The organism is Stenotrophomonas sp. 1278 (assembly GCF_029892765.1).
In the GTDB taxonomy this organism is placed as follows: Bacteria; Pseudomonadota; Gammaproteobacteria; order Xanthomonadales; family Xanthomonadaceae; genus Stenotrophomonas; species Stenotrophomonas indicatrix.
The window spans coordinates 43,999-66,848 of record NZ_JARXWD010000010.1 but is presented as its reverse complement, the minus strand read 5'-3'; the positions used below and the strand labels follow the sequence as shown (position 1 = coordinate 66,848).

Annotated in this window: 21 protein-coding genes; 9 read left to right on the top strand and 12 right to left on the bottom strand. The window is 67.8% G+C overall.

Annotated elements, in window-relative coordinates; all coding sequences use genetic code 11:
- The first annotated feature begins 9 nt into the window (after positions 1–9).
- Together rtcR and M2299_RS11215 are read left to right on the top strand one after the other, a co-directional pair.
- Complete coding sequence (rtcR, locus tag M2299_RS11220) at positions 10–1,602, top strand: RNA repair transcriptional activator RtcR (protein WP_025878051.1); 1,593 nt, start codon at positions 10–12, stop codon at positions 1,600–1,602.
- A gap of 78 nt (positions 1,603–1,680) precedes the next feature.
- The gene (locus M2299_RS11215; protein ID WP_165780913.1) at positions 1,681–1,839 is read left to right on the top strand and encodes a hypothetical protein; all 159 of its coding nucleotides are present in this window, start codon (positions 1,681–1,683) and stop codon (positions 1,837–1,839) included.
- 89 nt (positions 1,840–1,928) lie between these two features.
- Here the strand turns inward: M2299_RS11215 and M2299_RS11210 are convergent, their stop codons facing one another.
- Positions 1,929–2,483, bottom strand: a complete 555-nt coding sequence (locus M2299_RS11210) for a hypothetical protein (RefSeq protein ID WP_099844155.1) — start codon at positions 2,481–2,483, stop codon at positions 1,929–1,931.
- A 141-nt stretch (positions 2,484–2,624) separates the two neighbouring features.
- Here M2299_RS11210 and M2299_RS11205 point away from each other — a divergent pair, with 141 nt between their 5' ends.
- Positions 2,625–3,251 (top strand): hypothetical protein, encoded by a 627-nt coding sequence (locus M2299_RS11205; RefSeq protein WP_080149560.1) that lies wholly within the window; start codon positions 2,625–2,627, stop codon positions 3,249–3,251.
- A gap of 12 nt (positions 3,252–3,263) precedes the next feature.
- Here the strand turns inward: M2299_RS11205 and M2299_RS11200 are convergent, their stop codons facing one another.
- From M2299_RS11200 to dnaQ, 7 genes are all read right to left on the bottom strand, one after another.
- A complete protein-coding gene (locus tag M2299_RS11200; RefSeq protein ID WP_099844158.1) occupies positions 3,264–3,590 on the bottom strand; it encodes a low molecular weight protein tyrosine phosphatase family protein in 327 nt (108 codons plus the stop codon).
- Between the two features lie 97 nt (positions 3,591–3,687).
- Positions 3,688–5,880, bottom strand: a complete 2,193-nt coding sequence (uvrD, locus tag M2299_RS11195; RefSeq protein ID WP_032976788.1) for a DNA helicase II — start codon at positions 5,878–5,880, stop codon at positions 3,688–3,690.
- Between the two features lie 9 nt (positions 5,881–5,889).
- Positions 5,890–7,311, bottom strand: coding sequence for an FAD/NAD(P)-binding protein (locus M2299_RS11190; protein WP_280884356.1), 1,422 nt, complete (start codon positions 7,309–7,311; stop codon positions 5,890–5,892).
- Between the two features lie 24 nt (positions 7,312–7,335).
- Positions 7,336–8,754: a cardiolipin synthase gene (gene cls / locus M2299_RS11185; protein WP_032976786.1), complete on the bottom strand. Its 1,419-nt coding sequence runs from the start codon at positions 8,752–8,754 to the stop codon at positions 7,336–7,338.
- A 207-nt stretch (positions 8,755–8,961) separates the two neighbouring features.
- A complete protein-coding gene (gene rpmG / locus M2299_RS11180; RefSeq protein WP_170272460.1) occupies positions 8,962–9,129 on the bottom strand; it encodes a 50S ribosomal protein L33 in 168 nt (55 codons plus the stop codon).
- Between the two features lie 10 nt (positions 9,130–9,139).
- A complete protein-coding gene (gene rpmB, locus M2299_RS11175) occupies positions 9,140–9,376 on the bottom strand; it encodes a 50S ribosomal protein L28 (RefSeq protein ID WP_005411638.1) in 237 nt (78 codons plus the stop codon).
- 240 nt (positions 9,377–9,616) lie between these two features.
- Positions 9,617–10,126 (bottom strand): DNA polymerase III subunit epsilon, encoded by a 510-nt coding sequence (dnaQ, locus tag M2299_RS11170; RefSeq protein WP_100437082.1) that lies wholly within the window; start codon positions 10,124–10,126, stop codon positions 9,617–9,619.
- A 203-nt stretch (positions 10,127–10,329) separates the two neighbouring features.
- Between dnaQ and M2299_RS11165 the strand changes: the two genes are divergently transcribed.
- The gene (locus M2299_RS11165; protein WP_280884355.1) at positions 10,330–11,562 is read left to right on the top strand and encodes a glycosyltransferase; all 1,233 of its coding nucleotides are present in this window, start codon (positions 10,330–10,332) and stop codon (positions 11,560–11,562) included.
- Here M2299_RS11165 and M2299_RS11160 read toward each other — a convergent pair.
- Entirely contained in the window at positions 11,531–12,424 is an 894-nt protein-coding gene (locus M2299_RS11160) for a LysR family transcriptional regulator (protein WP_280884354.1), read from the bottom strand. The genes M2299_RS11165 and M2299_RS11160 overlap by 32 nt on opposite strands.
- 110 nt (positions 12,425–12,534) lie before the next feature.
- On the opposite strand from M2299_RS11160, the gene M2299_RS11155 reads away from it, so the two are divergent.
- The 5 genes from M2299_RS11155 to M2299_RS11135 all read left to right on the top strand — a co-directional run bounded on the left by M2299_RS11155 (position 12,535) and on the right by M2299_RS11135 (position 19,167).
- Positions 12,535–12,933, top strand: a complete 399-nt coding sequence (locus M2299_RS11155; RefSeq protein WP_059065633.1) for a RidA family protein — start codon at positions 12,535–12,537, stop codon at positions 12,931–12,933.
- Positions 12,934–13,097: 164 nt separating this feature from the next.
- A complete protein-coding gene (locus M2299_RS11150; protein WP_032976781.1) occupies positions 13,098–13,442 on the top strand; it encodes a hypothetical protein in 345 nt (114 codons plus the stop codon).
- A gap of 56 nt (positions 13,443–13,498) precedes the next feature.
- Complete coding sequence (locus tag M2299_RS11145) at positions 13,499–14,752, top strand: TolC family protein (RefSeq protein WP_100437085.1); 1,254 nt, start codon at positions 13,499–13,501, stop codon at positions 14,750–14,752.
- Entirely contained in the window at positions 14,749–15,948 is a 1,200-nt protein-coding gene (locus M2299_RS11140; RefSeq protein WP_099844167.1) for an efflux RND transporter periplasmic adaptor subunit, read from the top strand. The genes M2299_RS11145 and M2299_RS11140 overlap by 4 nt, the downstream gene beginning before the upstream one ends.
- Positions 15,949–15,957: 9 nt before the next feature.
- Positions 15,958–19,167 (top strand): CusA/CzcA family heavy metal efflux RND transporter, encoded by a 3,210-nt coding sequence (locus M2299_RS11135; RefSeq protein WP_223486995.1) that lies wholly within the window; start codon positions 15,958–15,960, stop codon positions 19,165–19,167.
- A gap of 122 nt (positions 19,168–19,289) precedes the next feature.
- Here M2299_RS11135 and M2299_RS11130 read toward each other — a convergent pair whose 3' ends face one another.
- The 3 genes from M2299_RS11130 to M2299_RS11120 all read right to left on the bottom strand — a co-directional run bounded on the left by M2299_RS11130 (position 19,290) and on the right by M2299_RS11120 (position 22,793).
- On the bottom strand, positions 19,290–21,062 hold the full coding sequence (locus tag M2299_RS11130; protein WP_025878076.1) for a DUF885 family protein: 1,773 nt from the start codon (positions 21,060–21,062) through the stop codon (positions 19,290–19,292).
- A gap of 661 nt (positions 21,063–21,723) precedes the next feature.
- Positions 21,724–22,071 (bottom strand): lipid-A-disaccharide synthase N-terminal domain-containing protein, encoded by a 348-nt coding sequence (locus tag M2299_RS11125; protein ID WP_025878793.1) that lies wholly within the window; start codon positions 22,069–22,071, stop codon positions 21,724–21,726.
- On the bottom strand, positions 22,071–22,793 hold the full coding sequence (locus M2299_RS11120; RefSeq protein WP_223486998.1) for a glycosyltransferase family 2 protein: 723 nt from the start codon (positions 22,791–22,793) through the stop codon (positions 22,071–22,073). Before M2299_RS11120 ends, M2299_RS11125 begins: the two co-directional genes overlap by 1 nt.
- Between the last annotated feature and the right edge of the window lie 57 nt (positions 22,794–22,850).

Sequence of the window (22,850 nt, the reverse complement as noted above, 5' to 3'; positions counted from 1 at the left end):
GGAATGGATATGGCGCGTCGGCAGGTGGTATTCGGCATGCTGGGCACCCAGCTCGACGCAGGCGAGGGTCCGGGCCGCTGGCAGAAGTGGCGCCCGACCGTTTCGCTGGGCATGCATGAGGATTTCCTGCCCGACCGCATCGAGCTGCTGCTGGATGAGCGCCGCTACAGCAAGCTGGCGCGCGTGGTCTGCGAGGACCTGGCGCAGGCCGCGCCGGGCATCAGCGTGCAGCGTCACGACACCTACCTGGCCGATCCATGGGAATTCGAGGGGGTCTACGCCTCCCTGCACGACTTTCTCGCGCGCTACCCGTTCCAGCCGGAGGAGGAGGACTACTACGTCCACATCACCACCGGCACGCACGTCGCGCAGATCTGCTGGTTCCTGTTGACCGAGAGCCGTCATTTCCCCGGACGGCTGCTGCAGACCTCGCCACCGCGCAAGCAGGACGGTGCCGCCGGCACGTACGCGATCATCGACCTGGACCTGTCGCGCTACGACCACATCGCCCAGCGCTTCGCCCAGCAGCAGCTGCTGGATCGCGACCTGCTGAAGGGCGGCATCGCCACCCGCAACGCCGCCTTCAACCGCATGATCGAGCAGATCGAAACGGTGGCCACCCGCTCACGTGCGCCGATGCTGCTGATGGGACCGACCGGCGCCGGCAAGAGCCAGCTGGCCAAGCGCGTGTTCGAGCTGAAGAAGCTCAAGCACCAGCTGCCCGGTCGCTTCGTCGAAGTGAACTGCGCCACGCTGCGCGGCGACGGTGCGATGAGCACCCTGTTCGGTCACACCAAAGGCGCCTACACCGGCGCTTCCAGCGACCGTGCCGGCCTGCTGCGCTCAGCGCACCAAGGGCTGCTGTTCCTGGACGAGATCGGCGAACTCGGCCAGGACGAACAGGCGATGCTGCTGCGGGCGCTGGAAGAGAAGCGCTTCCTGCCGGTCGGCAGTGACCGCGAAGTGGAGAGCGATTTCCAGCTGATCGCCGGCACCAACCGCGATCTGCAGCAGTCGGTGCTGGAAGGCCGCTTCCGCGAAGACCTGCTGGCGCGCCTCAACCTGTGGACGTACCACCTGCCCGGGCTGGCGCAGCGCATGGAAGACATCGAGCCGAACATCGAGTTCGAGCTGGAGCGCTGGTCGCTGGACCAGCATGCGCGGGTGCGCTTCAACACCGAGGCGCGCACGCGCTATCTCGCATTCGCCACCAGCCCGGAAGCGGCGTGGCGTGGCAACTTCCGCGACCTGGGCGCGTCGATCATGCGCCTGGCCACGTTGGCCAGCGCCGGGCGCATCCAGATCGAGGGTGTGGAAGACGAGATCGCGCGCCTGCGGGCACAGTGGCGCGGCGGCGATGCGCCGTCTCCGCTGGATGCCCTGCTGGGCGAGGCCGTGGACGCGCTGGACCGTTTCGACCGCGTGCAGCTGGAAGAAGTGGTGCGGGTCTGTGCACGCTCGAAGTCGCTGTCCGCCGCCGGGCGCGAGCTGTTTGCGGTCTCGCGCACCCAGCGCGCCAGCACCAACGACGCCGACCGCCTGCGCAAGTACCTGGCGAAGTTCGGGCTGGACTGGGAACAGGTGCGGGGGCCGGCCCGGTAGCGCGACGGCCCGGCTTGCGCGTGCACCGGTCACGGCGCATGCTCCGGCTGCGACCCCCTACCTGAACGGAGATTTCCCATGCAGGACCGCCCCCGCTCGACTTCCAAAACCGGCCTGATCATCGTGCTGGCCTGTGTCGCTGCCTTCGTCCTGCTCGTGGGTGGCTACCAGTTCGGCAAATCACTGGCCAAGGCCGACAACGCTCAGCAGGCTGCGGCCGCGCAGCCGGCACGCTGACCGCGCTCCGGTAGTGCCGGCCGCTGGCCGGCAGCCGCCGCTATCCCGGCACCTGGAGCAGCCGGCCTGCTCCACCCGAAACCGCAGCTTCAGGCGATCTGCACCACGCGTGCGTTCTGGCACAGCGGGTAGCTGCCGACAAATTCAGCGATCGCATCACGCATCGCCTCGAACGACTGGCCGTACATGTACAGCGCGGTCTCGCTCGGGCCCTGCCACCAGCTGCAGATCTCGCCCAGGCCATCGATGCGCTCGGACAGCTGCTCGAACACGTGGTTCGAATCGCACTGCTCGTACACCTCGTCCGGCAGGGTCAGGCCATCGAGGTAGATCCCCAGGCCTTCGGTCACGCCGAAGCTGCGGTCGGCCTCGCCTGCGCCCTGCACCTGCGAACCCTTCGGTGCCCCCAGCTGCTCCAGCAGGTCGACCAGCTTGGGCACGCCCGCGGCATCGACCAGTGCCACTTCGATATCGCCGTACTCGACTTCGCCCTCGTCGGACATCGCAGTACCGCCTCCGGTGATCCCGCCCAGATCGGCCGCCTGCAACAGCGCGTCCAGCGGATCCTCGAACAGCTCATGGCGATGCTCGGGCTGCAGCCTGGCGTTCAACTTCACGGTGACATGCAGCGTGGGTTCGGTCATGAGGGCGTTCCTGGGAGATTTGGCCGCTATTGTAGAGCCGTGCCATGCCCGGCTGCTTTGCGGCGTCGGCGCCTCGTCCTTTCAGGCGATGTGCAAGCGATAATGCGCGGCGCAAGGACACCATTCCAACAGGGGGAATACATGAAGTCGATCATTACGCTGGCACTGCTGCTGTTGCTCACCGGCTGTGGCATCCGCACCGAAGTGGTGCGCGTGAACGTGCCGGACATCCGGGTGAACCCGGAGCAGGGCCCGGTGGTGGTGGTGGCCCCGGTGCGTGACAACCGCCCCCAGTACTTCCCGCAGGTGCAATCGGCGGCGCGTGCGAAGAACATCGGTGGTGTCATCCGTGCCGGCAATGGCGTGCTGGTGGAGCTCGAAACGTCCACAGCCCCGGACAAGGCACGCGAGATCATGATCCAAGCGCTGCGCAACATGGGTTACAGGACTGCCGACAAGTGCGAGGCATCGTGTACGCATCTGGACGCCACGCTGAACGATTTTTCGGTAAGTGCTCCGGTGAATGTTTGGCGCGCCGCGACGTACACCCAGCAGATGCTTGCAGACATCGCGGTACAGGTGACGGCACGCAAGGATGGCCAGACGCGCACCTTCACGACTACCGGCCATGGCGCAAACATCTTCCAGGTAGCCTCGCGGGAGAACTGGGAGATCGCCCTGGAACGCGCGGTGAAGAGCTTCAGCAGCAGCCTGCAGCAGTCGATGTCCGAACAGGACACGGCCGCGCAACCGCAGGCGCAGGACTGATCGCCGCCCGGGTCAGCGCAGGAACGGGATCACTTTGCGCTTGAGCAGTTCCACCAGCACCGGGTCCATGTACTCGTAGTCATCGGGAATATCCAGGCAGATCACCCGCTTGCCGTTCAACCATGCCTTGTAGCGGCTGGAAAGCCGGTTGCGGTGCGCCCGCTCCATCACGAACACCAGATCGGCCCATTGCAGCAGCTCGGGGCTGAGCACTTCCTCGGCGTCGGCGAGCAGCCCGGCCGAGGCGGTTTCGACGCCCGGCCAACCGGCGAACACCTGCTCGGCCGTCGGGCTGCGCAGGCGGTTCTGGCTGCAGAGGAAGAGCACGTTGCGGGTCATGAGCACTCGCCTTTGTAGAGCCGAGCCCGTGCTCGGCTGCTTTCCATCGCGTCGGGGTCAGGGCCCTCCTACGGGAGGGATCCGACCCCGGCGGTGATCAGATCACCGTCAGGTTGGCATACGCCATCACCAGCCACTTGCTGCCGGCGTCGGCGAACTCGATCTGCACGCGTGCGTGGGCACCGTTGCCTTCGTAGTCGGTCACCATGCCTTCGCCGAACTTGGGATGGTTGACCAGCGCACCCAGCTTGATCGGCGGCGTTTCGATGGCGGCGTGTCCCATTACCCGGCTTGCGCCCATCGACGCCGGCCGCGACACCTGCACCTTCGGCCGCACTTCGTGCAGCAGTTCGCGCGGGATCTCGCGCAGGAAACGCGAAGGCAGGCTGTAGTTGTCCTGGCCGTGGATGCGCCGCGATTCGGCGTAGCTGAGCACCAGCTTCTGCCGCGCGCGGGTGATGCCGACGTAGGCCAGCCGACGCTCTTCCTCCAGCCGCCCGCTTTCCTCCAGCGACCGTGCACTGGGGAACAACCCCTCTTCCACGCCGGCCAGGAACACCAGCGGGAATTCCAGGCCCTTGGCCGAGTGCAGCGTCATCAGCTGCACGCCTTCCTCGCCGGCCTGCGCCTGGCCCTCACCGGCCTCCAGCGCCGCGTAGGCCAGGAACGCGACCAGCTCGTCCATGTCCTCGCCCACTTCCTCGATGTCGTCGGCACGGCGCACGAAGCGCGAGGCCACCGACACCAGTTCGTCGAGGTTGTCGGTGCGCGATTCCGAATCCAGCGCGTTGCGGCTTTCCTTGCTCCAGTGCTCACGCAGCTGCGAGCGCACCAGCACATGGTCCACGCGCTCGGCCAGGGTCATCTGCAGGGTCTGCGCCTGCAGTTCGTTGACCAGCACCAGGAAGCCGGCCAGCGCATTGCGGGCTCGTGCCGCCAGTGCGCTGCCCTGGGTCACCAGCATGGTGGCTTCCCACAGCGAGATGCCCTGGGCGCGCGCTTCGCGGCGCACTTCGTCCAGCGTGCGGTCACCGATGCCACGCGTGGGCGTATTCACTGCGCGCTCGAATGCAGCATCGTCGTTGCGGTTGGACAGCAGCCGCAGGTAGGCCAGCGCATCCTTCACTTCGGCGCGCTCGAAGAAGCGCATGCCGCCATACACGCGGTACGGCACCTGTTCGCTCAGCAGCGCTTCTTCCAGCGCGCGCGACTGCGCGTTGCTGCGGTAGAGCACGGCCACTTCGGTGTAGCTGCCGCCGTCGCGCACCCACTGCCGTGCGCGCTCGACGATGTAGCGCGCCTCGTCCATCTCGTTGTATGCCGCGTACAGGTCGATCGGCTCGCCGTCACCACTGTCGGTCCACAGCTGCTTGCCGATGCGGTCCGGGTTGTGCGCGATCACCGCGTTAGCGGCGCTGAGGATGTTGGCGGTGGAACGGTAGTTCTGCTCCAGGCGGATGGTCTGCGCGCCCGGGAAATCGCGCAGGAAGCCCTGCACGTTCTCGACCTTGGCACCGCGCCAGCCGTAGATGGCCTGGTCATCATCACCGACCACGAACACGTGGCCCTCGTGCCCGGCCAGCACGCGCACGAAGGCGTACTGGATGGCGTTGGTATCCTGGAATTCGTCCACCAGGATCTCGCGGAACCGCGCGCGGTAATGCGACAGCAACGGCGGATTGTCGCGCAGCAGTTCGTGCGCGCGCAGCAGCAGCTCGGCGAAATCGACCAGGCCGGCACGGTCACACCGCGCCTGGTACTCGGCGTAGGCCTGGCGCATGGTTTCCAGCCACGCATCGTTCGGCTCGGGCTGGATGTGCTGCGGGCGGCGGCCCTCATCCTTCTGCGCGTTGATCCACCAGGCAATCTGCTTGGGCGGGTACTTGCCGTCATCCAGCTCCAGCGCCTGCACCACGCGCTTGACCAGCCGCAGCTGGTCGTCCGAATCCATCACCTGGAAGCCTTCAGGCAGCTTGGCATCCTGCCAGTGCAGGCGCAGCAGGCGGTTGGCCAGGCCGTGGAAGGTGCCGATCCACATGCCGCGGCTGCCATGCGGCAGCTGCGCGTCGATGCGATGGCGCATCTCGCCGGCGGCCTTGTTGGTGAAGGTCACCGCGAAAATGCCGTGGGTCGGCACGCCTTCGACTTCATGCAGCCAGGCAATGCGGTGGGTGAGTACGCGCGTCTTGCCCGACCCGGCACCGGCCAGCACCAGGTGGTGACCGAGGGGAGCGGAGACGGCTTCGCGCTGGGCCGGGTTCAGGCCATCAAGCAAGTGGGAGACATCCATGCCTCCATTTTACGGCATCGACGTCGCAGCTCCTGCGACCACCTGCGTGGCAAGTGCCTGCGCCTGCTGACGCAGTTCAGGCACCGCCAGGCTTTCCCACAGGCTGCCGATGCGCAGGCTGCCGAGTACCCCCAGGCGCGCCTGTGGCTGGCCACCCGCTGCACACAACCGGTCGCCCGGTACACTGCTGTCCAGGCCCAGCCCATGCGGCCCGGAGCGGGCCAGGCCATCGGCCTGCAGCTGCTGCAGCAAGGGATTGCGCAGTGCCGAGGCGCGGGTCTCCACACCGGTGGCATTGACCACCGCAGCGATCGTCCACTGCACGTTGCCGCCGCCCGCCTCGCGGCCCGACAGCCGCAGGGCATCACCGTCGCGCCACACGCGGTGCAGGCGGGCGCGGTGAACGCGCAGCTGGCCGCTGGCCTGCAGCGCCTGCAACTGCTCAGCCACCGGTTCAGCAATGCGATGGCGGTGCACGTCCCAGTAGCGCACCACGTGGCGCAGGAAGCGGCGCTGGTCGGCGGCGTCCATGCTCTGCCACAGCGCTTGGCCGTGCGGGCGGATGCGGTCCATCACGCCCTGCCAGGGCATGCCGTCGGCCTGTGCCTGCCGCGCGTGCTGGCGCAGTACGCGCAGACGCCGGCGCAGGGTCATCGTCAGCAGCTCCTGCGGGTCGAACGCCGGCAGACCGCCGTGGGCGTGCGGCAACGGCAGCAACCCGTGGCGCGAGATCACGTGCAGCGGTCCGCTATGGCCGCCGGCCAACAACGCCAGCACGGTGTCGGCCATGCTCAGCCCGGAGCCGACGATGGCCAGGGCATGGTCACTGGCCAGCGTGCGTACGCCGTCGTAATCCCAGGCTTCGACCACGTCATCGGCAGATAGCGCGTCGACGCCGTCCACCGGCAACGGCCGCATGCTGTTGCCGGTGGCGATCACCACCTGCGCTGCATGAAGTGTTTGGCCATCGCCCAGCTGCAGCTGGTAACCGTGGTCATCTGGCTGCATCGCCAGCACCGGTTGGGCGATGACCTGCAATCGCGCCGCGCTGGCCGCTTCGGCCTCGCGCAGGCGCTGCTGCAGGTAGGCAGCGAAGTAGTGGCGACACACATAGCGTTCGCCCAGCACTTCGCGCGCCTCGCCCGGGTACGCGTTGGCGGCCTGCAGGAAATCGAGGAAGTCGCCGGGCTGGTCGGCAAAGGCGCTCATCTTCGCCGCCGGCACGTTCAGCAGGTGCTCCGGCCACGGCGTGGCATAGGCAATGCCCTGTGCCAGCTGCGAGGCCGGCTCGAAGATGGCCAGCGCCAGCGGTGCCTGGGCCTGGCGCAACACCTGGATCGCCACCAGCACCCCGGCCGCACCACCGCCGATGATCGCCAGGTCCAGTTCGCCACTACGCGGTGAATCAGTCATGCGCCGATTGTAGGCCATCGGCCCTGCCCGGCTGGCGCTGGCCTACATCAAGGCATCGGCCAGGCGCGCGATGCCCTCGCGGCTGCGCAGCCACGCGGGACGCTTGCGCCACTGCTCCAGGTCCAGCAGGCGCGACTGGCGCAGGTAGTCGTCCTCGATGGCGCACAACTGCGTGACCAGCTGACGGTCGTAGCAGATCAGGCCGATTTCGGCATTCAGCGCGAACGAGCGGATATCCATGTTGATCGACCCGAGCACGGCAATGTCCTCGTCCACGCTCATGTGCTTGGCATGCAGGAACTGCGGCTCGTACAGCGCGATCTGCACCCCGCAGCGCAGCAGCTCATCGTAGTAGGCCTCCTGCGCCCACGAGGTCAGCCGCTGGTTGTTGCTGGCCGACAGGATCAGCTGCACCTGCACGCCGGACAGCGCGGCGATGCGCAGTGCACTCAGCGTTGCTTCGTCGGGCACGAAGTAGGGCGTGACCATCACCAGCCGTCGCCGGGCAAGATGGATCAGCGCGGCCACCGCATCGCGCGCGTTGCTGTACGGGTAGGCCGGGCCACTGGGCAGCAGCTGGGTGGCGATGTCCTCGCTGCACACCGGCACGTCGGCGATGACCTCCAGGCGCTGCCCGGTTTCGATGTACCAGTCGCTGGCGAACACCGCTTCAAGGTGCGCCACCGCAGGCCCGCGCACGCGCGCCACCAGCTCGCGGTTGGGGTGGCCGGCAACGAATTCAGGGCGCGCCAGGTTCTGCGAACCGACATAACCCACTTCGTTGTCGATCACCGCGATCTTGCGATGGTTGCGCAGGTCCATGCGTCCGCTGCGGCGCCAACGCAGGCCGCCGGGCAGCATCGCGCGCACTTCGATGTCACGTGACCGCAGCCGCTTGCTGTATGCGCGCAGGCCCCGCTTGGCGCCGACCGCATCCAGCAGCACGCGGCACTGCACGCCGCGCGCTGCGGCACGCTGCAGGGCTTCGACGATGGCCTCGCCCACCGTGTCATCGAACATCAGGTAGTACAGCAGGTGCACCCGGTCCTGGGCCTGGTCGATGTCGGCGATCAGGGTGTGCAGTGATTCGTCATAGTCGGTCAGCAGGTCGATCGCGTTGCCGTGCACCGGCATGAAATCGCCCTGGCGCTGCACCAGCGGCACCACTTCGGCGCTGGCCGAATCGGGCTTGGGCGTCCAGCGCAGGCGGCGCTGCAGCGCCTGTTCTTCACGGATGACCTGCGAGGCCTCGGCCTGCCGGCGGATGCGCTCGCGCGACAGCCACGGATGCCCGAACAGCAGATAGAGCGGCAGACCCAGCAGCGGCACGAAGCCGACCAGCAGCAGCCAGCTGCGCGCCGCGCCCGGCGTAGTGCGGGTGGGGATCCAGCACAGCGCCACCAGCCGGATCAGCCAGTCGATCAACAGCAGGTACGAGCCCAGCAGCCACTCGAACAGCATCGCGTCGCCCGTTGGGAGGTGTGGGGCCATTCTGCCCAGCGGGGTGTGCAGAGTCGAGCAGCACTGGGGACAGCGTGCCGACCAACGGGCGGCACCCACGGGGTCGGAACGTGTCGACCAAGGTCGACACCTACCGGGGGCGGGGGGGCACAAAAAAACCCGCCACGAGGGCGGGTTTTTTCGGAAGCGACCCGCAATCCTTGCGGATTACTTGATCTTGCCTTCCTTGTACGGGACGTGCTTGCGCACGACCGGATCGTACTTGGAGAATTCCATCTTCCCCGGGGTGTTCTTCTTGTTCTTGTCGGTCGTGTAGAAGTGACCGGTACCAGCGGTCGAAATCATACGGACCTTATCGCGCTTGCCTGCCATGATCGTCTACTCCTCAGACCTTTTCGCCGCGCGCACGCAGCTCAGCCAGAACGGAATCGATACCGTTCTTGTCGATGGTGCGCAGTGCATGCGCGGAAACACGAAGCTTCACCCAGCGGTTCTCGCTGGCAACCCAGAAGCGGCGCTCGTGCAGATTCGGCAGGAAACGACGACGGGTCTTGTTGTTGGCGTGCGAGACGTTGTTACCCGTCTGCACTCGCTTGCCGGAAACCTGGCATACGCGGGACATGGCGCACCTCGATAGTAAGTTGTGTCAGCCCGTAGCCCGGGAGACGGCGGCCTCGATGGTTGCCCACCACACGTCAAGAGAATCAAAGGGTTACGCTGGCGTTGGGCGGCCGGGGACGTGCTCCCGGGGGCGCCGCCCGGCACGAAACCGGACACAGCGAGCCGCGCATTATGCACGCAATCAAGCCCTTGCGCAACTTACCCACAGGCCACGCCTGAACGCGATGGCGGCGCCCTGCCCTCAGCGCAGGTGCGGCACCACCTGGGCCAGCAGGTGGGCATCCTTCAGTGCGCCATGCAGGCCGCGGGTGCCGGGAATACGCAGGCGCTGCAGCACATCGTCGAGCTTGTTGGGCATGCCCGGCCAACGGCTGCGGGCCAGCTTCAGGCTGCAGGTCACGCGGCAGTGCTGGGCCAGCCCTTCGGCGATGCCGGCCAGGCGCAGCTCGTTGTCGAGGAAGCCGACATCGAAGGTGGCGTTGTGCGCGACCATCTCGCTGCCACGCAGGAACTCCAGCAGTTCGGCGGCCTTGCTCGCAAACAGCGGCTTGCCCACCAGCATTGCATCGCTGATGCCGTGCACGCGCTGCGCGCCCCAGTCCACCTTCCGCTGCGGCTGCAGGTAGGTGTGGAACTGGCGGCCGCTGAGTTGTCCATCGACCAGTTCCACCGCCCCGATTTCAATCACCCGATGGCCCAGGCGATGCGAGATACCGGTGGTTTCGGTGTCCAGTGCGACGACGCGGCTCACGGCGCACGCCGGTATGCAGCGGCCGGCATGCGGCAGACAAGGGACGGGAGAGATGGCAGTGCGGTCATGCGGTGCTGGATCCTGTTGCGCGCGCCCCGTGCGGCGGGGGCAGATGAGGCGGGATTGTCCCACGCGGTGCGTCGGCAGGAGCGCGGACGAACACAGCGATGTCGGCATACTGGTGATTCACTGCGGAGGCTCCAATGCGACTGCTGGCCCTCACCTACGGCACCGAAGGCGATACGCGCCCGCTGGTCATGCTCTGCCATGGGCTGATCGCGGCCGGTCACGAGGTCATGCTGCTGGCCGACGGCGGCACCCTCGACAGCGCGAAGGCCTTGGGCGTCCCGCACGCCGCGCTGGAAGGCGACATCCACGACGAAGTGGTGGCGCTGGTCTCACGCGGCAATGGCGTTGCCGCCGCCAGCACCGGGCTGGCACGGATGGCGCTGCAACATGTCGCCGGTTGGATGCGCCAGGCCGATGCTGCAGCCGACGGCTGCGATGCGATCCTGACCGGTGGCCTAGCTGCGTTCGTCGGCATGAGCGTCGGCGAGCGTCGCGGCCTTCCGGTGATCGGCGCCGGCATGATCCCGCTGACGCCGACGCGCGCGTTCCGCTCGCCCTTCCTGCCGCCCGGACGCTCGCCGGGCTGGTTGAACCGGGCCAGTTATGGCCTGGTCAACGGCCTGATCTGGCGACAGTTCCGCGGCCCGATCAACACGGCCCGCCAGCACGCCGGGCAGCCACCTCGACGTTCCCTCTGGGCTGGCCTGCCGATGCTGTATGGCATCTCGCCACAGCTGCTGCCACCGCCTTCGGACTGGCCGGCCGACCACCTCGTGTGCGGCCAATGGTCGGCCCTTGCTGCGCCGTGGCAACCGTCGTGCGAACTGCAGGCTTTCCTCGATGCAGGACCGCCGCCGGTCTACCTGGGCTTCGGCAGCATGACCGGCTTCGACCGCGAACGCGTGTTGCCGGCGCTGTTGTCGGCGCTGGCGCCACGCCGCGTGCTGCTGTTTCCCGGTTGGGTCGGCGTGCCCGACATGACGCTGCCCGACTCGGTACGGGTGATCGGCCCGACCCCGCATGAAGCGTTGTTGCCGCGCTGCGCACTGGCGATCCACCACGGCGGCAGCGGCACCACGCATTCGGCATGCCGCGCCGGCATACCGTCGATGGTGATGCCGTTCGCCGCCGACCAGTTCTTCTGGGCCGATCGACTGCAGCACCTGGGCGTGGCACCGGCGCCACTGTCACCCAAGCGGTTGCAGCCGAAGGTGTTGGCCGATGCACTGGCGTTCGCCGAGCATGCGGATACACGCGCACGGGCGGCCGCGCTGGGCGCTGCAATGGCGAACGAGGATGGAGTGGCATGCGGCGTGGCCGCACTCGAGCGCTGGCTCAGCCCAACGTCCCCACCACCCAATCAATGAACACCCGCAGCCGCTGGCTCATGTGCCGGTTCGGCGGGAACATCACGTGCATCGGCATCGGCGGCAGCTGCCAATCGTGCAGCACGGGCAGCAGCTCGCCGCGCGCCACATGCGGTTCGGCCATGTAGCTGGGCAGCGCGACCACGCCGAGGCCGGCCAGGCCAGCGGCCAGATAGGCGTTGCCATCATCGAAGCCGATTGAATAGCGCCCCTGCACCTCGACGCGCTCGGCGCCACGCTGCGCGGTGAACACGCGGGCGCGGCCACTGCGCGGGCTGAGAAAGCCGACCGTGTGATGGTCCGGCCCTTCCAGCGCGCGCGGGTGTTCCGGCACACCGAACCGCTGCACATAGCCCGGGCTGGCATGGAAGCCGATCGGCAGGCGCGCCAGCGGTCGTGCCACCAGCGCGGGATCGGCAGGCGCGCCACCACGGATCACGCAATCAACGTTGTCGGCGATGACATCGACCTCGCGGTCGCTGACGCCGATGTCCAGCTGGATCTCCGGATAGCGCGCCTGGAAATCCGGCAATGCCGGCACCAGCCGCAGGCGCGCATACGGCCCCGGCACGTCGACGCGCAGGCGCCCGCGCGGTTGTGCGGCGGCCTCGCCCAGCCCCCCTTCAACCTCTTCCAGCTCGGCCAACAGGCGAGCGATGCGCGGGTAATACGCCGCGCCATCGGCAGTGACGCTGACCCGGCGCGTGGTGCGGTTGAGCAGCCGCAACCGCAGATGCGCTTCCAGCTGCTGCACCAGCTGGGTGACCGTGGTGCGGCTGAGCTGCAGGGTGTGCGCGGCGCGGGTGAAGCTGCCGGTCTCCACCACCCGGGCGAACGCGCGCATCGCTTCGAAACGGTCCATGGCCGCGGCTGTGATTGTTTGGAATTTGCAATCAATCTAGACCGATCATCACGGTTTATCCAGACAGCGACAGTGGGGAGGATGGTCCACTCCCGTCTGGAATCCGTCCCATGTCCCACCGTGATGTTGTCTTTCCCGCCGGCCGGCAGGCGCTGTACGAGCGCAACCGCTATTCGCCGGCGATCCGATCCAATGGCTTCCTGTTCGTTTCCGGCCAGGTCGGCAGCCGCGAGGATGGCTCGCCCGAACCGGACTTCGAGACCCAGGTCCGCCGCGCCTTCGACAATCTCAACGCGGTGCTGGCCGCGGCCGGCTGCACGTTCGATGACGTGATCGACGTGACCGTGTTCCTGGTCGATCCGGAAACGAACTTCGAGAAGGCCTGGGCGATCGTGCCCGAGTACTGGGGCCAAGCGCCGCACCCGACCCTGACCGGCATCGGCGTGACCTGGCTGTATGGGTTCCAGTTCGAGATCAAGGTGATCGCCAAGCTGCCCGCAGACCGGTAGTGCCGGCCGCTGGCCGGCAACGCATTGCGCCAGCAGGGTTCAAGGATTGCCGGCCAGCGGCCGGCACTACCCCCGGACACTCGCCTGAACGGAACACGCCGACAAATTCCCGAGGTGGCCATTGATATTGTATCCACCGAAAACCGCTTGCTAGCCTCCCCTCCATGCGCCGGATCGCCCGCCACCTTCGTTCGACCCTGCTGATGCTGCTGATGGCGGCATTCGTGGTCGTGCCGGTGGCTGATGTGCTGGCGTGTGCGGTGGAACCGCACGACAGCACCGTGGTGCATGTGGAAGCCGGTGCCGAAGATGCCGACGGTGACACTGACAACGACGGCAAGCACGCCGCTGCCTGCAGCCACAACCACTGCCACCACTCCAACCTGAGCCTGCCGGCGAGCACCTTCGCCGCCTTTGGCACGCCGCAACCGGCGCGCTGGACGAATGCAGGCGATGCGGCGACCTATGCGGTCGCCCAGGACGAACTGGCACGTCCTCCCCGGGCGTGAGTTGAGCGCGTCCCGCAATCGCGGGCTCCCGTTTCACTCATAACCGGAATCCCCCTATGTCGATCCTGACACGTCGGTCGCCGCGCGCGGCCGGGCTGGTCGTCGCCGTGCTGCTGGGCCTGATCCCCGCCGCACAGGTCGCCGCACAAGCCGCACCTTCGTACGACACCCTGCTTGAACGCCTGGACCAGCTGCCCGGCGCACGCGTCGGCGCGGCATTGGCCGAGGCGGCCGACGCCCGTGCCGACCAGGCCCGGGCGCTGCCCAATCCATCCCTTTCCTGGTCCGCCGAAAACGCTTGGGGCACAGGCTCCTACGGCGGCATGGGCAGGGCCGACACCGTGCTTACCCTGTCCCAGCCTCTGGAGGTCTGGGGCCAGCGCGGCGCGCGCGTCCGCGCCGCCCGCGCCCAGGCACAGGCCGCTGCCCTGCGGGGTTCGCAGAGCCGCAGCGATGTCGCCAGCCAGTTGGCGGCGATCTACGCACAGGCGGAAAGCGCCCTGCGTCGCTACACGCTGGCCGAAGAAGCGCTGAGCCTCACCCGCGACGATGCGGCGGCGGTCACCGCCATGGTCAAGCATGGCCGCGAGCCGCAGTTGCGTGCCGTGCAGGCACAGAGTGAAGTGGCCAATGCCAGCGCCGCGCTGGATGAGGCGCAGGCCTTCCGCGACGCCGCGCTGGCCCGCCTGGCCGGTGCGGCCCTGCTGGATGCACCGGTGCAGACCATCGACAACAGTCTGCTCGATCGCGCACCGCCAGCACCGCGTGGCGCCACCGATGTGGCTCTGGCCGTGCGTGTGGCCGAAGCCGAAGTTGATGCGGCCGGTCGTCTGGTCGACGTCGAGCGCAAGCGCGCCCTGCCCGACCTCAGCGTTACCGCCGCGCAGACGCGTTTCCGCGAGGACCGCGAACAGGCCTACACGCTCGGCGTCAGTCTCTCGATCCCGTTGTTCGACCGCAATCGTGGTGGCATCCGCGCCGCCAGTGCCGAACAGCGCGCGGCCGAAGCGCGCTTGGACCAGCAGCGGCGCGACAGCGAAGCCGAACGCTTGTCGGCGGTGGCGGGCCTGAAGGCCGCCGGCAGCCGCACCCGCGCCGCCGACGAAAGTGTGGTCGCCGCCGAGGAAGCCTATCGGCTGGCGCGCATCGGCTTCGACGCCGGGCGCATCTCGCAGCTGGAACTGCGCAGCACCCGCAGTGCCCTCATCGCCGCCCGCGGCACCGCCGTGGACGCGCGCCTGTCGCGCGTCGGCGCGGAAATCGATCTCGCCCGCCTCGAAGGGCGCGCACCCTTTGTGGAGGCCCGATGAACCTGTTCCGTTCTTTCCCGCTGGTTGGCGGCTTGTTGCTGACTGCATTGCTGGCCGGTTGTTCTGGTAACACACAGGCCCCGGCAGTCTCGGAGCCCGCCGGCAAGGCAACGGCCGACGATGGCCATGGCCACGCCGCCGACAGCACCGATGCCAAGGCCGAAACCGGCAACGCGGCAGATGCCGATGAAGGCGTGGTGCAGCTGACGCCAGAGCAGATCAAGGCATCCGGCATCGACGTGGTGGCCGTCGGCCGCGGCGGCGGTGGTTCGACGCGGCTGTCCGGCAGGGTGGAACCGTCGATCGGTGCACGTGCCTCGGTCGCTTCCACCGTGACCGGTCGCGTGGAGCGCGTGCTGGTCGCACCGGGCACGGCAGTGAAGCAGAACCAGGCGCTGGCGATCGTGGTCAGTGGCGAGGCGGCGGTGTTCCGCGCCAATGCGGTTGCCGCCGCCGCGGAGGCCGAGGCGGCGCGCTTGGCCCACGGCCGCGACAAGGCGCTGGTCGAACAGGGCGTGGTCGCTCGCCAGGAACTGGAAACCTCACGCGCGCGCTCGCTGGCGGCGCAGGCGCAGGCCGCTGCCGCGCAGGCACAGGCCGCCGCCACCGGTTCGCCCGACAGCAGCGGCCGCGTGCGCATCACCAGCCCGGTGGCCGGCATCGTCGGCAACGTGCAGGTCACGCCCGGCGGCGTGGTGGCGGCCGGCAGCCCAGTGGCCGACGTCGCCGATCCGTCGATGAACGAGCTGGTGTTCACCGCGCCACCGGCGCTGGCCGCGCAGGTCACGCCGGGCATGACGCTGGAAGTGACCGTGCCGGGCGGCAGCTTCAGTGCCACCGTCACCGGTTCGGCCGCCGATGTGCGCCAGCAGGGTGGCGTGGCGGTGATCCGTGCCATGCCGGTGGATGCCGCATTGCCACCGGCCGGTTCGCCGGTGTCGGCGGTGGTGGTCACCGACGGCAAGGACGGCGCGTTGAGCGTGCCGGCTGATGCGGTACAGAACGTCGGCGGCAGCAGCGCGGTATTCGTCGCCGTCCAGGGCGGCTTCAAGGTGCAGCCGGTACTGGCCGGCCGACGTGCCGGTGACCGCATCGAGATTCTCGGCGGCTTGAACGGCGACGAACGCATCGTCGGCGCCAACGCGTTCCTGCTCAAGGCCGAACTGGCCAAGGGCGAAGCCGAGCACGGGCACTGAGGACCTTCCATGTTCAAGCTCATCATTGAAACCGCGGTACGCCACCGCTGGCTGGTCGTGGCCCTGGCTGCACTCGTTGCCGCCGTGGGCCTGTTCCAGCTCGGCAAGCTGCCGATCGATGCGGTACCGGACATCACCAACCGCCAGGTGCAGATCAACACGGTGGCACCGGCACTGACGCCCGAGCAGATCGAGCGACAGGTGACCTATCCGCTGGAAACCGCGCTGGCCGGCATCCCCGGCCTGACCACCACCCGTTCGCTGTCGCGCAATGGCTTCTCGCAGGTCACCGCGATCTTCACCGATGCCACCGATATCTACTTCGCCCGCCAGCAGGTGGCCGAACGCATGCGCGAGGCCGCCGAAGCGCTGCCCGAGGGTGCCTCGCCGATGCTGTCGCCGGTCACCACCGGCCTCGGCGAGGTGTTGATGTGGACGGTGGACTTCACCGCGTTCGACCCTGCGAAGCTGGCCAAGCCCGGTGAAGCCGGCTGGCAGGCCGGCGAGGTCTACCGCACGCCGGAAGGCAACCTGCTGCGCACGCCGGAAGAACGTGCCACCTACCTGCGCACCGTGCAAGACTGGATCATCGCGCCGCAGATGCGCTCCAGCCCCGGGCTGGCGGGCGTGGACACCGTCGGTGGCTACGTGAAGGAATACGGCGTGCATCCGGACAGCGCGCGGTTGGCCGCGCATGGCCTGGGCCTGGCTGATCTGGTGACGGCCCTGCAGCGCTCCAACGTACAGGCCGGTGCCGGCTTCGTGCAGCGCGCCGGCGAAGGCCTGGTGGTGCGTGCCGACGGTCTGGCACTGACCACCGACGATCTGGCACAGGCGCCGGTAGCCACCCGCAACGGCGTGGTGGTGCGGGTGGCCGATGTGGCCGATGTCGGCCTCAGCCGCGCACCGCGCCTGGGTGCGGCCAGCCGCAACGGCCATGAAGCCGTGCTCGGTACCGCGCTGATGATCGCCGGCGGCAACAGCCGCACCGTGGCCCAGGCGGCCGCCACACGGCTGCAGCAGGTGAATGCCTCGCTGCCGGCGGACATCGTGGCCGCGCCGGTGCTGGACCGCAGCGTGCTGGTCAATTCCACCATCAAGACCGTGGCCAGGAACCTCACCGAGGGCGCGCTGCTGGTGGTGGTGGTGCTGTTCCTGCTGCTCGGCAACCTGCGCGCGGCGACGATCACCGCACTGGTGATCCCGCTGTCGTTCCTGTTCGCGGTGATCGGCATGAACCGCTTCGGCATCAGTGGCAACCTGATGAGCCTGGGTGCGCTGGACTTCGGCATCCTGGTGGACGGCGCGGTGATCGTGATCGAGTCGACGCTGCTGATGCTGGGCCAGCGTCGTGCCGAACTGGGCCGCGCGTTGACCGCGATGGAACGCCTGCGCGTAGCCGCCGATTCGGCGCGAAAGATGGCGCGCCCGGCAGCGTTCGGCCAGCTGATCATCCTGCTGGTGTTCGCACCGATCCTCACCCTGGAAGGGGTGGAGGGCAAGACGTTCCACCCGATGGCCGCCACGTTCATGCTGGCCCTGGTGGGTGCCTTCATCTTCTCCTTCACCTTCGTGCCGGCGATGGCCGCGCTGATGGTGCGCGAGCCGAAGCCGAAGGAAGGCGAGGCACACAGTGATGATGGCCAGCACGAAACGAAGCTGATCCGCGTGCTGCGTGGACGCATCGAGCCGATCATCCGCCAAGCCGTCGCGCGGCCGCGCGCAGTGATCGCCGGTGCAGCGTTGATGCTGCTGGTGGGCATTGGTTCGTTCGGCCTGCTCGGCCGCGAGTTCATGCCTACCCTGGATGAAGGCAACGTGGCGATGCAGGCACTGCGCGTCCCGTCTACTTCGCTGGAGCAGTCGCTGGCGATGCAGCTGGCACTGGAGAAGGCCATCGCCCAGCAACCGGAAGTGGAAACGGTGTTCTCGCGTACCGGCACCGCCGAAGCGGCAATCGACCCGATGCCGACCAACATCTCCGACAGCGTGATCGTGCTCAAGCCACGTGCGGACTGGCCCGATCCGAAGCTGGGCAAGGAGGCGCTGGTGGCCCGCTTCGAAGAACTGGCCGGCCAGCAGCTGGGCAACAGCTTCGAGTTCAGCCAGCCGATCGAGCTGCGCTTCAACGAGCTGATTTCCGGCGTACGCACCGACCTGGCAGTGATGATCTTCGGCGATGACTTCAGCCAGCTGCAGAAGGTGGCCGACCAGGTGGCGATGAAGCTGCGCGCGGTGGAGGGCGCGGCCGATGTGCGGGTGGAGCAGATTTCCGGCCTGCCCACGCTCAACGTCAAGATCGACCATGTAGCGGCAGCGCAGTACGGGCTGACCGCCGCCGACGTCAGCGATGCGCTGTCCACCGGCATCGGCGGCACGGCAGCCGGCAAGATCTTCGAGGGCGACCGTCGCTTCGATGTGGTGGTGCGTCTGGATGACAGCGCACGCAACGACCCGGATCAGCTGGCCTCGCTGCCGATCGCCACGCCGGCCGGCGTGGTGATTCCGCTGTCCTCGGTGGCGCGCATCAGCGTCAGCGAAGGGCCGAACCAGATCAGCCGCAACAACGGCAGCCGCCGGGTGGTGGTGCAGGCCAACGTGCGCGGCCGCGACCTCGGCGGATTCGTTGGCCAAGCACAGGCCGCCGTGGCCGACGTGGCACTGCCGCCCGGTGCGTACCTGACCTGGGGTGGCCAGTTCGAGAACCTGCAGCGCGCGGAAAAGCGCCTGGCCACGGTGGTGCCGGTGGTATTCCTGCTGATCGGCAGCCTGCTGTTCATGGCCCTGCGCAGCGGCAAGGAAGCGGTGCTGGTGTTCAGCTGCGTACCGCTGGCGCTGGTCGGCGGCATCCTCGCCCTGCTGCTGCGCGGCATGCCGTTCTCGGTGTCGGCGGCGGTGGGCTTCATCGCCGTGTCCGGCGTGGCCACGCTCAACGGCCTGGTGCTGATGCAGGCGATCCGCGAGCGCCTGGACGCCGGTGACGTGCCGATGATGGCCGCGATCAACGGTGCATCCAGCCGTATCCGCGCGGTGCTGACCACCGCACTGGTGGCCATCGTCGGCTTCATTCCAATGGCGATCGCCAGTGGTTCCGGTGCGGAAGTGCAGAAGCCGCTGGCGACGGTGGTGATCGGTGGCTTGATCACCGCCACGGTGCTGACCCTGCTGGTGCTGCCGACCTTCGCCGCGCGCGTGGCCAAGGTGCGGACGGCGGGCTGAAGGACCACGGGGTCGGATCCTGTGATCCGACCCCGTCTACCGCGCTTCGCGCTCGCCGGGCATGGCCCGGCGCTACCACCGCACGTTCCGGTAGCGCCGGGCCATGCCCGGCGGCGCGGCGATCAGGCCTTCTTGCGCTCGGCAATGTACGCCTGGATCTGCTGCTCCAGCACCGGCAACGGCACCGAACCCTGCTTCAGCAGCGTGTCGTGGAAGCCCTTGACGTCGAACTTGTCGCCCAGCTCCTTCTCGGCCTGCGCGCGCAGGCGCACGATGGCGATCTCGCCGAGCTTGTAGCTCAACGCCTGCCCCGGCCAGGAAATGTAGCGATCCACTTCGGTGGTCACTTCGTGCTCACTCAGCGCCGTGTGGTCACGCAGGTAGGCCAGCGCCTGCTCGCGGCTCCAGCCCTTGCTGTGCACGCCAGTGTCGATCACCAGGCGCGTGGCGCGCCACATCTCGTAGGTCAGGCGACCGAAATCCTCGTACGGGGTTTCATAGATGCCCATTTCCACGCCCAGCTTCTCGCAGTACAGCGCCCAACCTTCGCCATAGGCGGAGATGTAGGCATTGCGGCGGAACTCCGGCAGGTTCTTCTGCTCGGCAGCGATGGCACCCTGCAGTGCATGGCCCGGGTCGGATTCGTGCAGGGTCAACGCTGGCAGGTTGTACAGCGGGCGCGACGGCAGGTTGTAGGTGTTGAGCCAGTAGGTGCCCATGCCACCACGGCCGGCGGTCCAGAACGGCGCGATGTCCGGCGGCACCGGCACGATGGTGAAGCGCGCGCGCGGCAATGTCATGTACTTGCCGAGCTGGCCATCGGCGCGCTTGGAGATCCATGCGGCGCGCGACAGCAGTTCTTCCGGCGTCTTGGCGTAGAACTGCGGGTCGGTACGCAGGAAGGTCAGGAACTCGGCAAAGCTGCCCTTGAACTTCACCTGCTTGATGATGTCGTTCATTTCCTTCTGGATGCGTGCCACTTCATCCAGGCCGATGCGGTGGATCTCGTCCGGCGACAGGTCCAGCGTGGTGTATTCGTGGATCTGCTGCTTGTAGTACGCCTTGCCGTCAGGCATCGCTTCGGCGGCCAGGGTGGTGCGCGCCTGTGGCACGTATTCGTTGACGAAGAAAGTGCGCAGTTGCTGGAACGCCGGCACCACCTTGCCGCTGATCGCCGCGCGGGCCTGTGCCTGCAGCTTGGCCTGCTCCGCAGCCGGGACGGTGTTGGGCAGCTTCTTGAACGGCGCGTACAACGGCGATTCGGTCGGGTCCTTCAGTTCGGCGACAGTGGCGATGGACACCTCGCGGCCATCGAGCACCGCACGCGGCACGCTGAAGCCGCGCTTCAGGCCGGCACGCATGTTTCCGGTCTGCTGGTCGAAGTAGCGCGGCACATCATTCAGGCGCGCGATGTAGTTCTGGTAGTCCTGCACGGTCTTCATCTCGCGCCGGGCCATGAAGGACAGGTTGGACCAGAACGAGGAGTCGGCGTTGAACGGCATCTCGTAGCCGCGCAGGCGCACTTCTTCGGCCAGGTTGAACACCTGGTCGCGGTAGATCGCGTAGTTGACCTGGTTGTCGGGCGAAAGGGTCTTCGGGTCGATCTTCTTCAGCGCGGCCAGGGTCTGGTCCCATACCTCCAGGCGTGCCTGCTGCGCGGCCGGGCCGACGTCGGGCATGCGGGTGGCATTGGCCGGCGCGTCTTCGTCCTCGCTGGCCTCGCCGCCGCCTTGCTGGCGCCACTTCCATTCCTTCTCGTACAGCGCGCGGAAGGCGGCATCGGCGGGCGACTCGGTAGCCACGCTGGCCGGCGCGACGGCGGTGGGCGGCGCGGCCAACGCCACGGCAGGGGCAGACAGGGCAATCAGCAGGGCTACGGCAAGACGGGTTTTCACAAGCACAGGTTCCCGGGAAGGCAGACCCCGATCATGGCACCCCGCACCGCGCATGGCATGGGACGAAGGTCCTGCCTGGGCCTAGCCCTGGTAGCTGCCAACCTTGGTTGGCAGGCGGGGAGACCCAGCGCCGAAGGCGCGTGGTAGCGCGGGGCCATGCCCCGCGAGCGCGAAGCGCGGCCGATGTTGGCCGCCATCCCACAGCCGCCGGGCATGACCGGGCGCTACCACAGCGGTGCCTGCGTGGCCGCTCTGGTAGCTGCCAACCTTGGTTGGCACCCGGAGAAAACCAGCGCCGACCAAGGTCGGCATCTACCGGGCGTCAGTGACTGGCCTTGTCCCGCTTCCAGCCGCGATGCTTGATGTCCAGCTGCAGGCTGTACAACGCGGTGAACGCCGGGAACAGGTTCTGCCTGGGCCTAGCCCTGGTAGCTGCCAACCTTGGTTGGCAGGCGGGGAGACCCAGCGCCGAAGGCGCGTGGTAGCGCGGGGCCATGCCCCGCGAGCGCGCAGCGCGGCCGATGTTGGCCGCCATCCCACAGCCGCCGGGCATGGCCCGGCGCTACCACAGCGGTGCCTGCGTGGCCGCTCTGGTAGCTGCCAACCTTGGTCGGCACCCGGAGAAAACCAGCGCCGACCAAGGTCGGCATCTACCAGGGCGTCAGTGACTGGCCTTGTCCCGCTTCCAGCCGCGATGCTTGATGTCCAGCTGCAGGCTGTACAACGCGGTGAACGCCGGGAACAGGTTCTGCAGCACGCCCACCGAGTCCTGCTTGGCCGAGAACAGGAAGTAGCTCAGCGTCATCAGGCTGCCGACCACGCTCATGTACCAGAACAGGCGCGGGATCACCGGCTTGCCGGCGCGCTTGGAGGCGACGAACTGGACCAGCCAGCGGCCACCGAACATCAACGCGCCGGTGTAGCCGATCAGCTTCCAGCCGGTCACATGCAGGCCGGTCCAGTACAACCAGGTCAGCGGCTGGTCCAGCCAGTGAAGCTCCAGATCCATCAACGCTCCTCCACCGCGGTGCGCTTGCTGCGGGTGATCAGCCAGGCCACGCCGCGCAGGTCGCGGATGCCCACCAGCGCGCGGCCCAGGTTGTTGTACTTGGACACGCCGGCCGTACGGTGGCGATGGTTGACCGGCACGCTGGTGGTCTTCCAGCCGGCACGCTGCATCAGCGCCGGCAGGTAGCGATGCATGTGGTCGAAGTACGGCAGATCGAGGAAGGCGTTGCGCTCGAACAGCTTGATGCCGCAGCCGGTATCGGGGGTGTCATCGCGCAGCATGCGCGCGCGGATGGCATTGGCCCACTTGCTGGCCCAGCGCTTGCTGCCGCTGTCCTGGCGGTTGACGCGCCAGCCGGCGAACAGCTTCACCTGGGCGTCGGCCGCTTCACGGGCGTCCAGCAGCTTGGGGATGTCGGCCGGATCGTTCTGGCCATCACCGTCGAGGGTGGCGATCCACGGCGCACGCGCGTGCTTGACGCCGGTACGTACCGCGGTGCTCTGCCCGCTCTGCGAGACGTGGTGCAGCACGCGCAGCTCCGGCGTGGTGGCCTTCAGGCCCTGCAGCACGGCCAAGGTGTCATCGCGCGAATGATCGTCGATGTAGACGATCTCGAACGGCAGCCGTCCGCGCAGTGCAGCGGTGATTTCGGCCACCAGGGGCGCGACGTTGTCGCGCTCGTTGAATACGGGGACAACGACGGACAGCTCGGGTTGGCTCATGGGGGGACTCGGCCAAGGAGGGACAAAGACCGCGCATTTTCCGAAGCCGAGGTTATC

Excerpts from the sequence above, each read along its gene's own strand:
- rtcR (WP_025878051.1), top strand. The coding sequence starts at position 10 with ATGGCGCGTCGGCAGGTGGTATTCGGCATGCTGGGCACCCAGCTCGAC.
- M2299_RS11215 (WP_165780913.1), top strand. The coding sequence starts at position 1,681 with ATGCAGGACCGCCCCCGCTCGACTTCCAAAACCGGCCTGATCATCGTG.
- M2299_RS11210 (WP_099844155.1), bottom strand. The coding sequence starts at position 2,483 with ATGACCGAACCCACGCTGCATGTCACCGTGAAGTTGAACGCCAGGCTG.
- M2299_RS11205 (WP_080149560.1), top strand. The coding sequence starts at position 2,625 with ATGAAGTCGATCATTACGCTGGCACTGCTGCTGTTGCTCACCGGCTGT.
- M2299_RS11200 (WP_099844158.1), bottom strand. The coding sequence starts at position 3,590 with ATGACCCGCAACGTGCTCTTCCTCTGCAGCCAGAACCGCCTGCGCAGC.
- uvrD (WP_032976788.1), bottom strand. The coding sequence starts at position 5,880 with ATGGATGTCTCCCACTTGCTTGATGGCCTGAACCCGGCCCAGCGCGAA.
- M2299_RS11190 (WP_280884356.1), bottom strand. The coding sequence starts at position 7,311 with ATGGCCTACAATCGGCGCATGACTGATTCACCGCGTAGTGGCGAACTG.
- cls (WP_032976786.1), bottom strand. The coding sequence starts at position 8,754 with ATGCTGTTCGAGTGGCTGCTGGGCTCGTACCTGCTGTTGATCGACTGG.
- rpmB (WP_005411638.1), bottom strand. The coding sequence starts at position 9,376 with ATGTCCCGCGTATGCCAGGTTTCCGGCAAGCGAGTGCAGACGGGTAAC.
- M2299_RS11165 (WP_280884355.1), top strand. The coding sequence starts at position 10,330 with ATGCGACTGCTGGCCCTCACCTACGGCACCGAAGGCGATACGCGCCCG.
- M2299_RS11160 (WP_280884354.1), bottom strand. The coding sequence starts at position 12,424 with ATGGACCGTTTCGAAGCGATGCGCGCGTTCGCCCGGGTGGTGGAGACC.
- M2299_RS11155 (WP_059065633.1), top strand. The coding sequence starts at position 12,535 with ATGTCCCACCGTGATGTTGTCTTTCCCGCCGGCCGGCAGGCGCTGTAC.
- M2299_RS11150 (WP_032976781.1), top strand. The coding sequence starts at position 13,098 with ATGCGCCGGATCGCCCGCCACCTTCGTTCGACCCTGCTGATGCTGCTG.
- M2299_RS11145 (WP_100437085.1), top strand. The coding sequence starts at position 13,499 with ATGTCGATCCTGACACGTCGGTCGCCGCGCGCGGCCGGGCTGGTCGTC.
- M2299_RS11140 (WP_099844167.1), top strand. The coding sequence starts at position 14,749 with ATGAACCTGTTCCGTTCTTTCCCGCTGGTTGGCGGCTTGTTGCTGACT.
- M2299_RS11135 (WP_223486995.1), top strand. The coding sequence starts at position 15,958 with ATGTTCAAGCTCATCATTGAAACCGCGGTACGCCACCGCTGGCTGGTC.
- M2299_RS11125 (WP_025878793.1), bottom strand. The coding sequence starts at position 22,071 with ATGGATCTGGAGCTTCACTGGCTGGACCAGCCGCTGACCTGGTTGTAC.
- M2299_RS11120 (WP_223486998.1), bottom strand. The coding sequence starts at position 22,793 with ATGAGCCAACCCGAGCTGTCCGTCGTTGTCCCCGTATTCAACGAGCGC.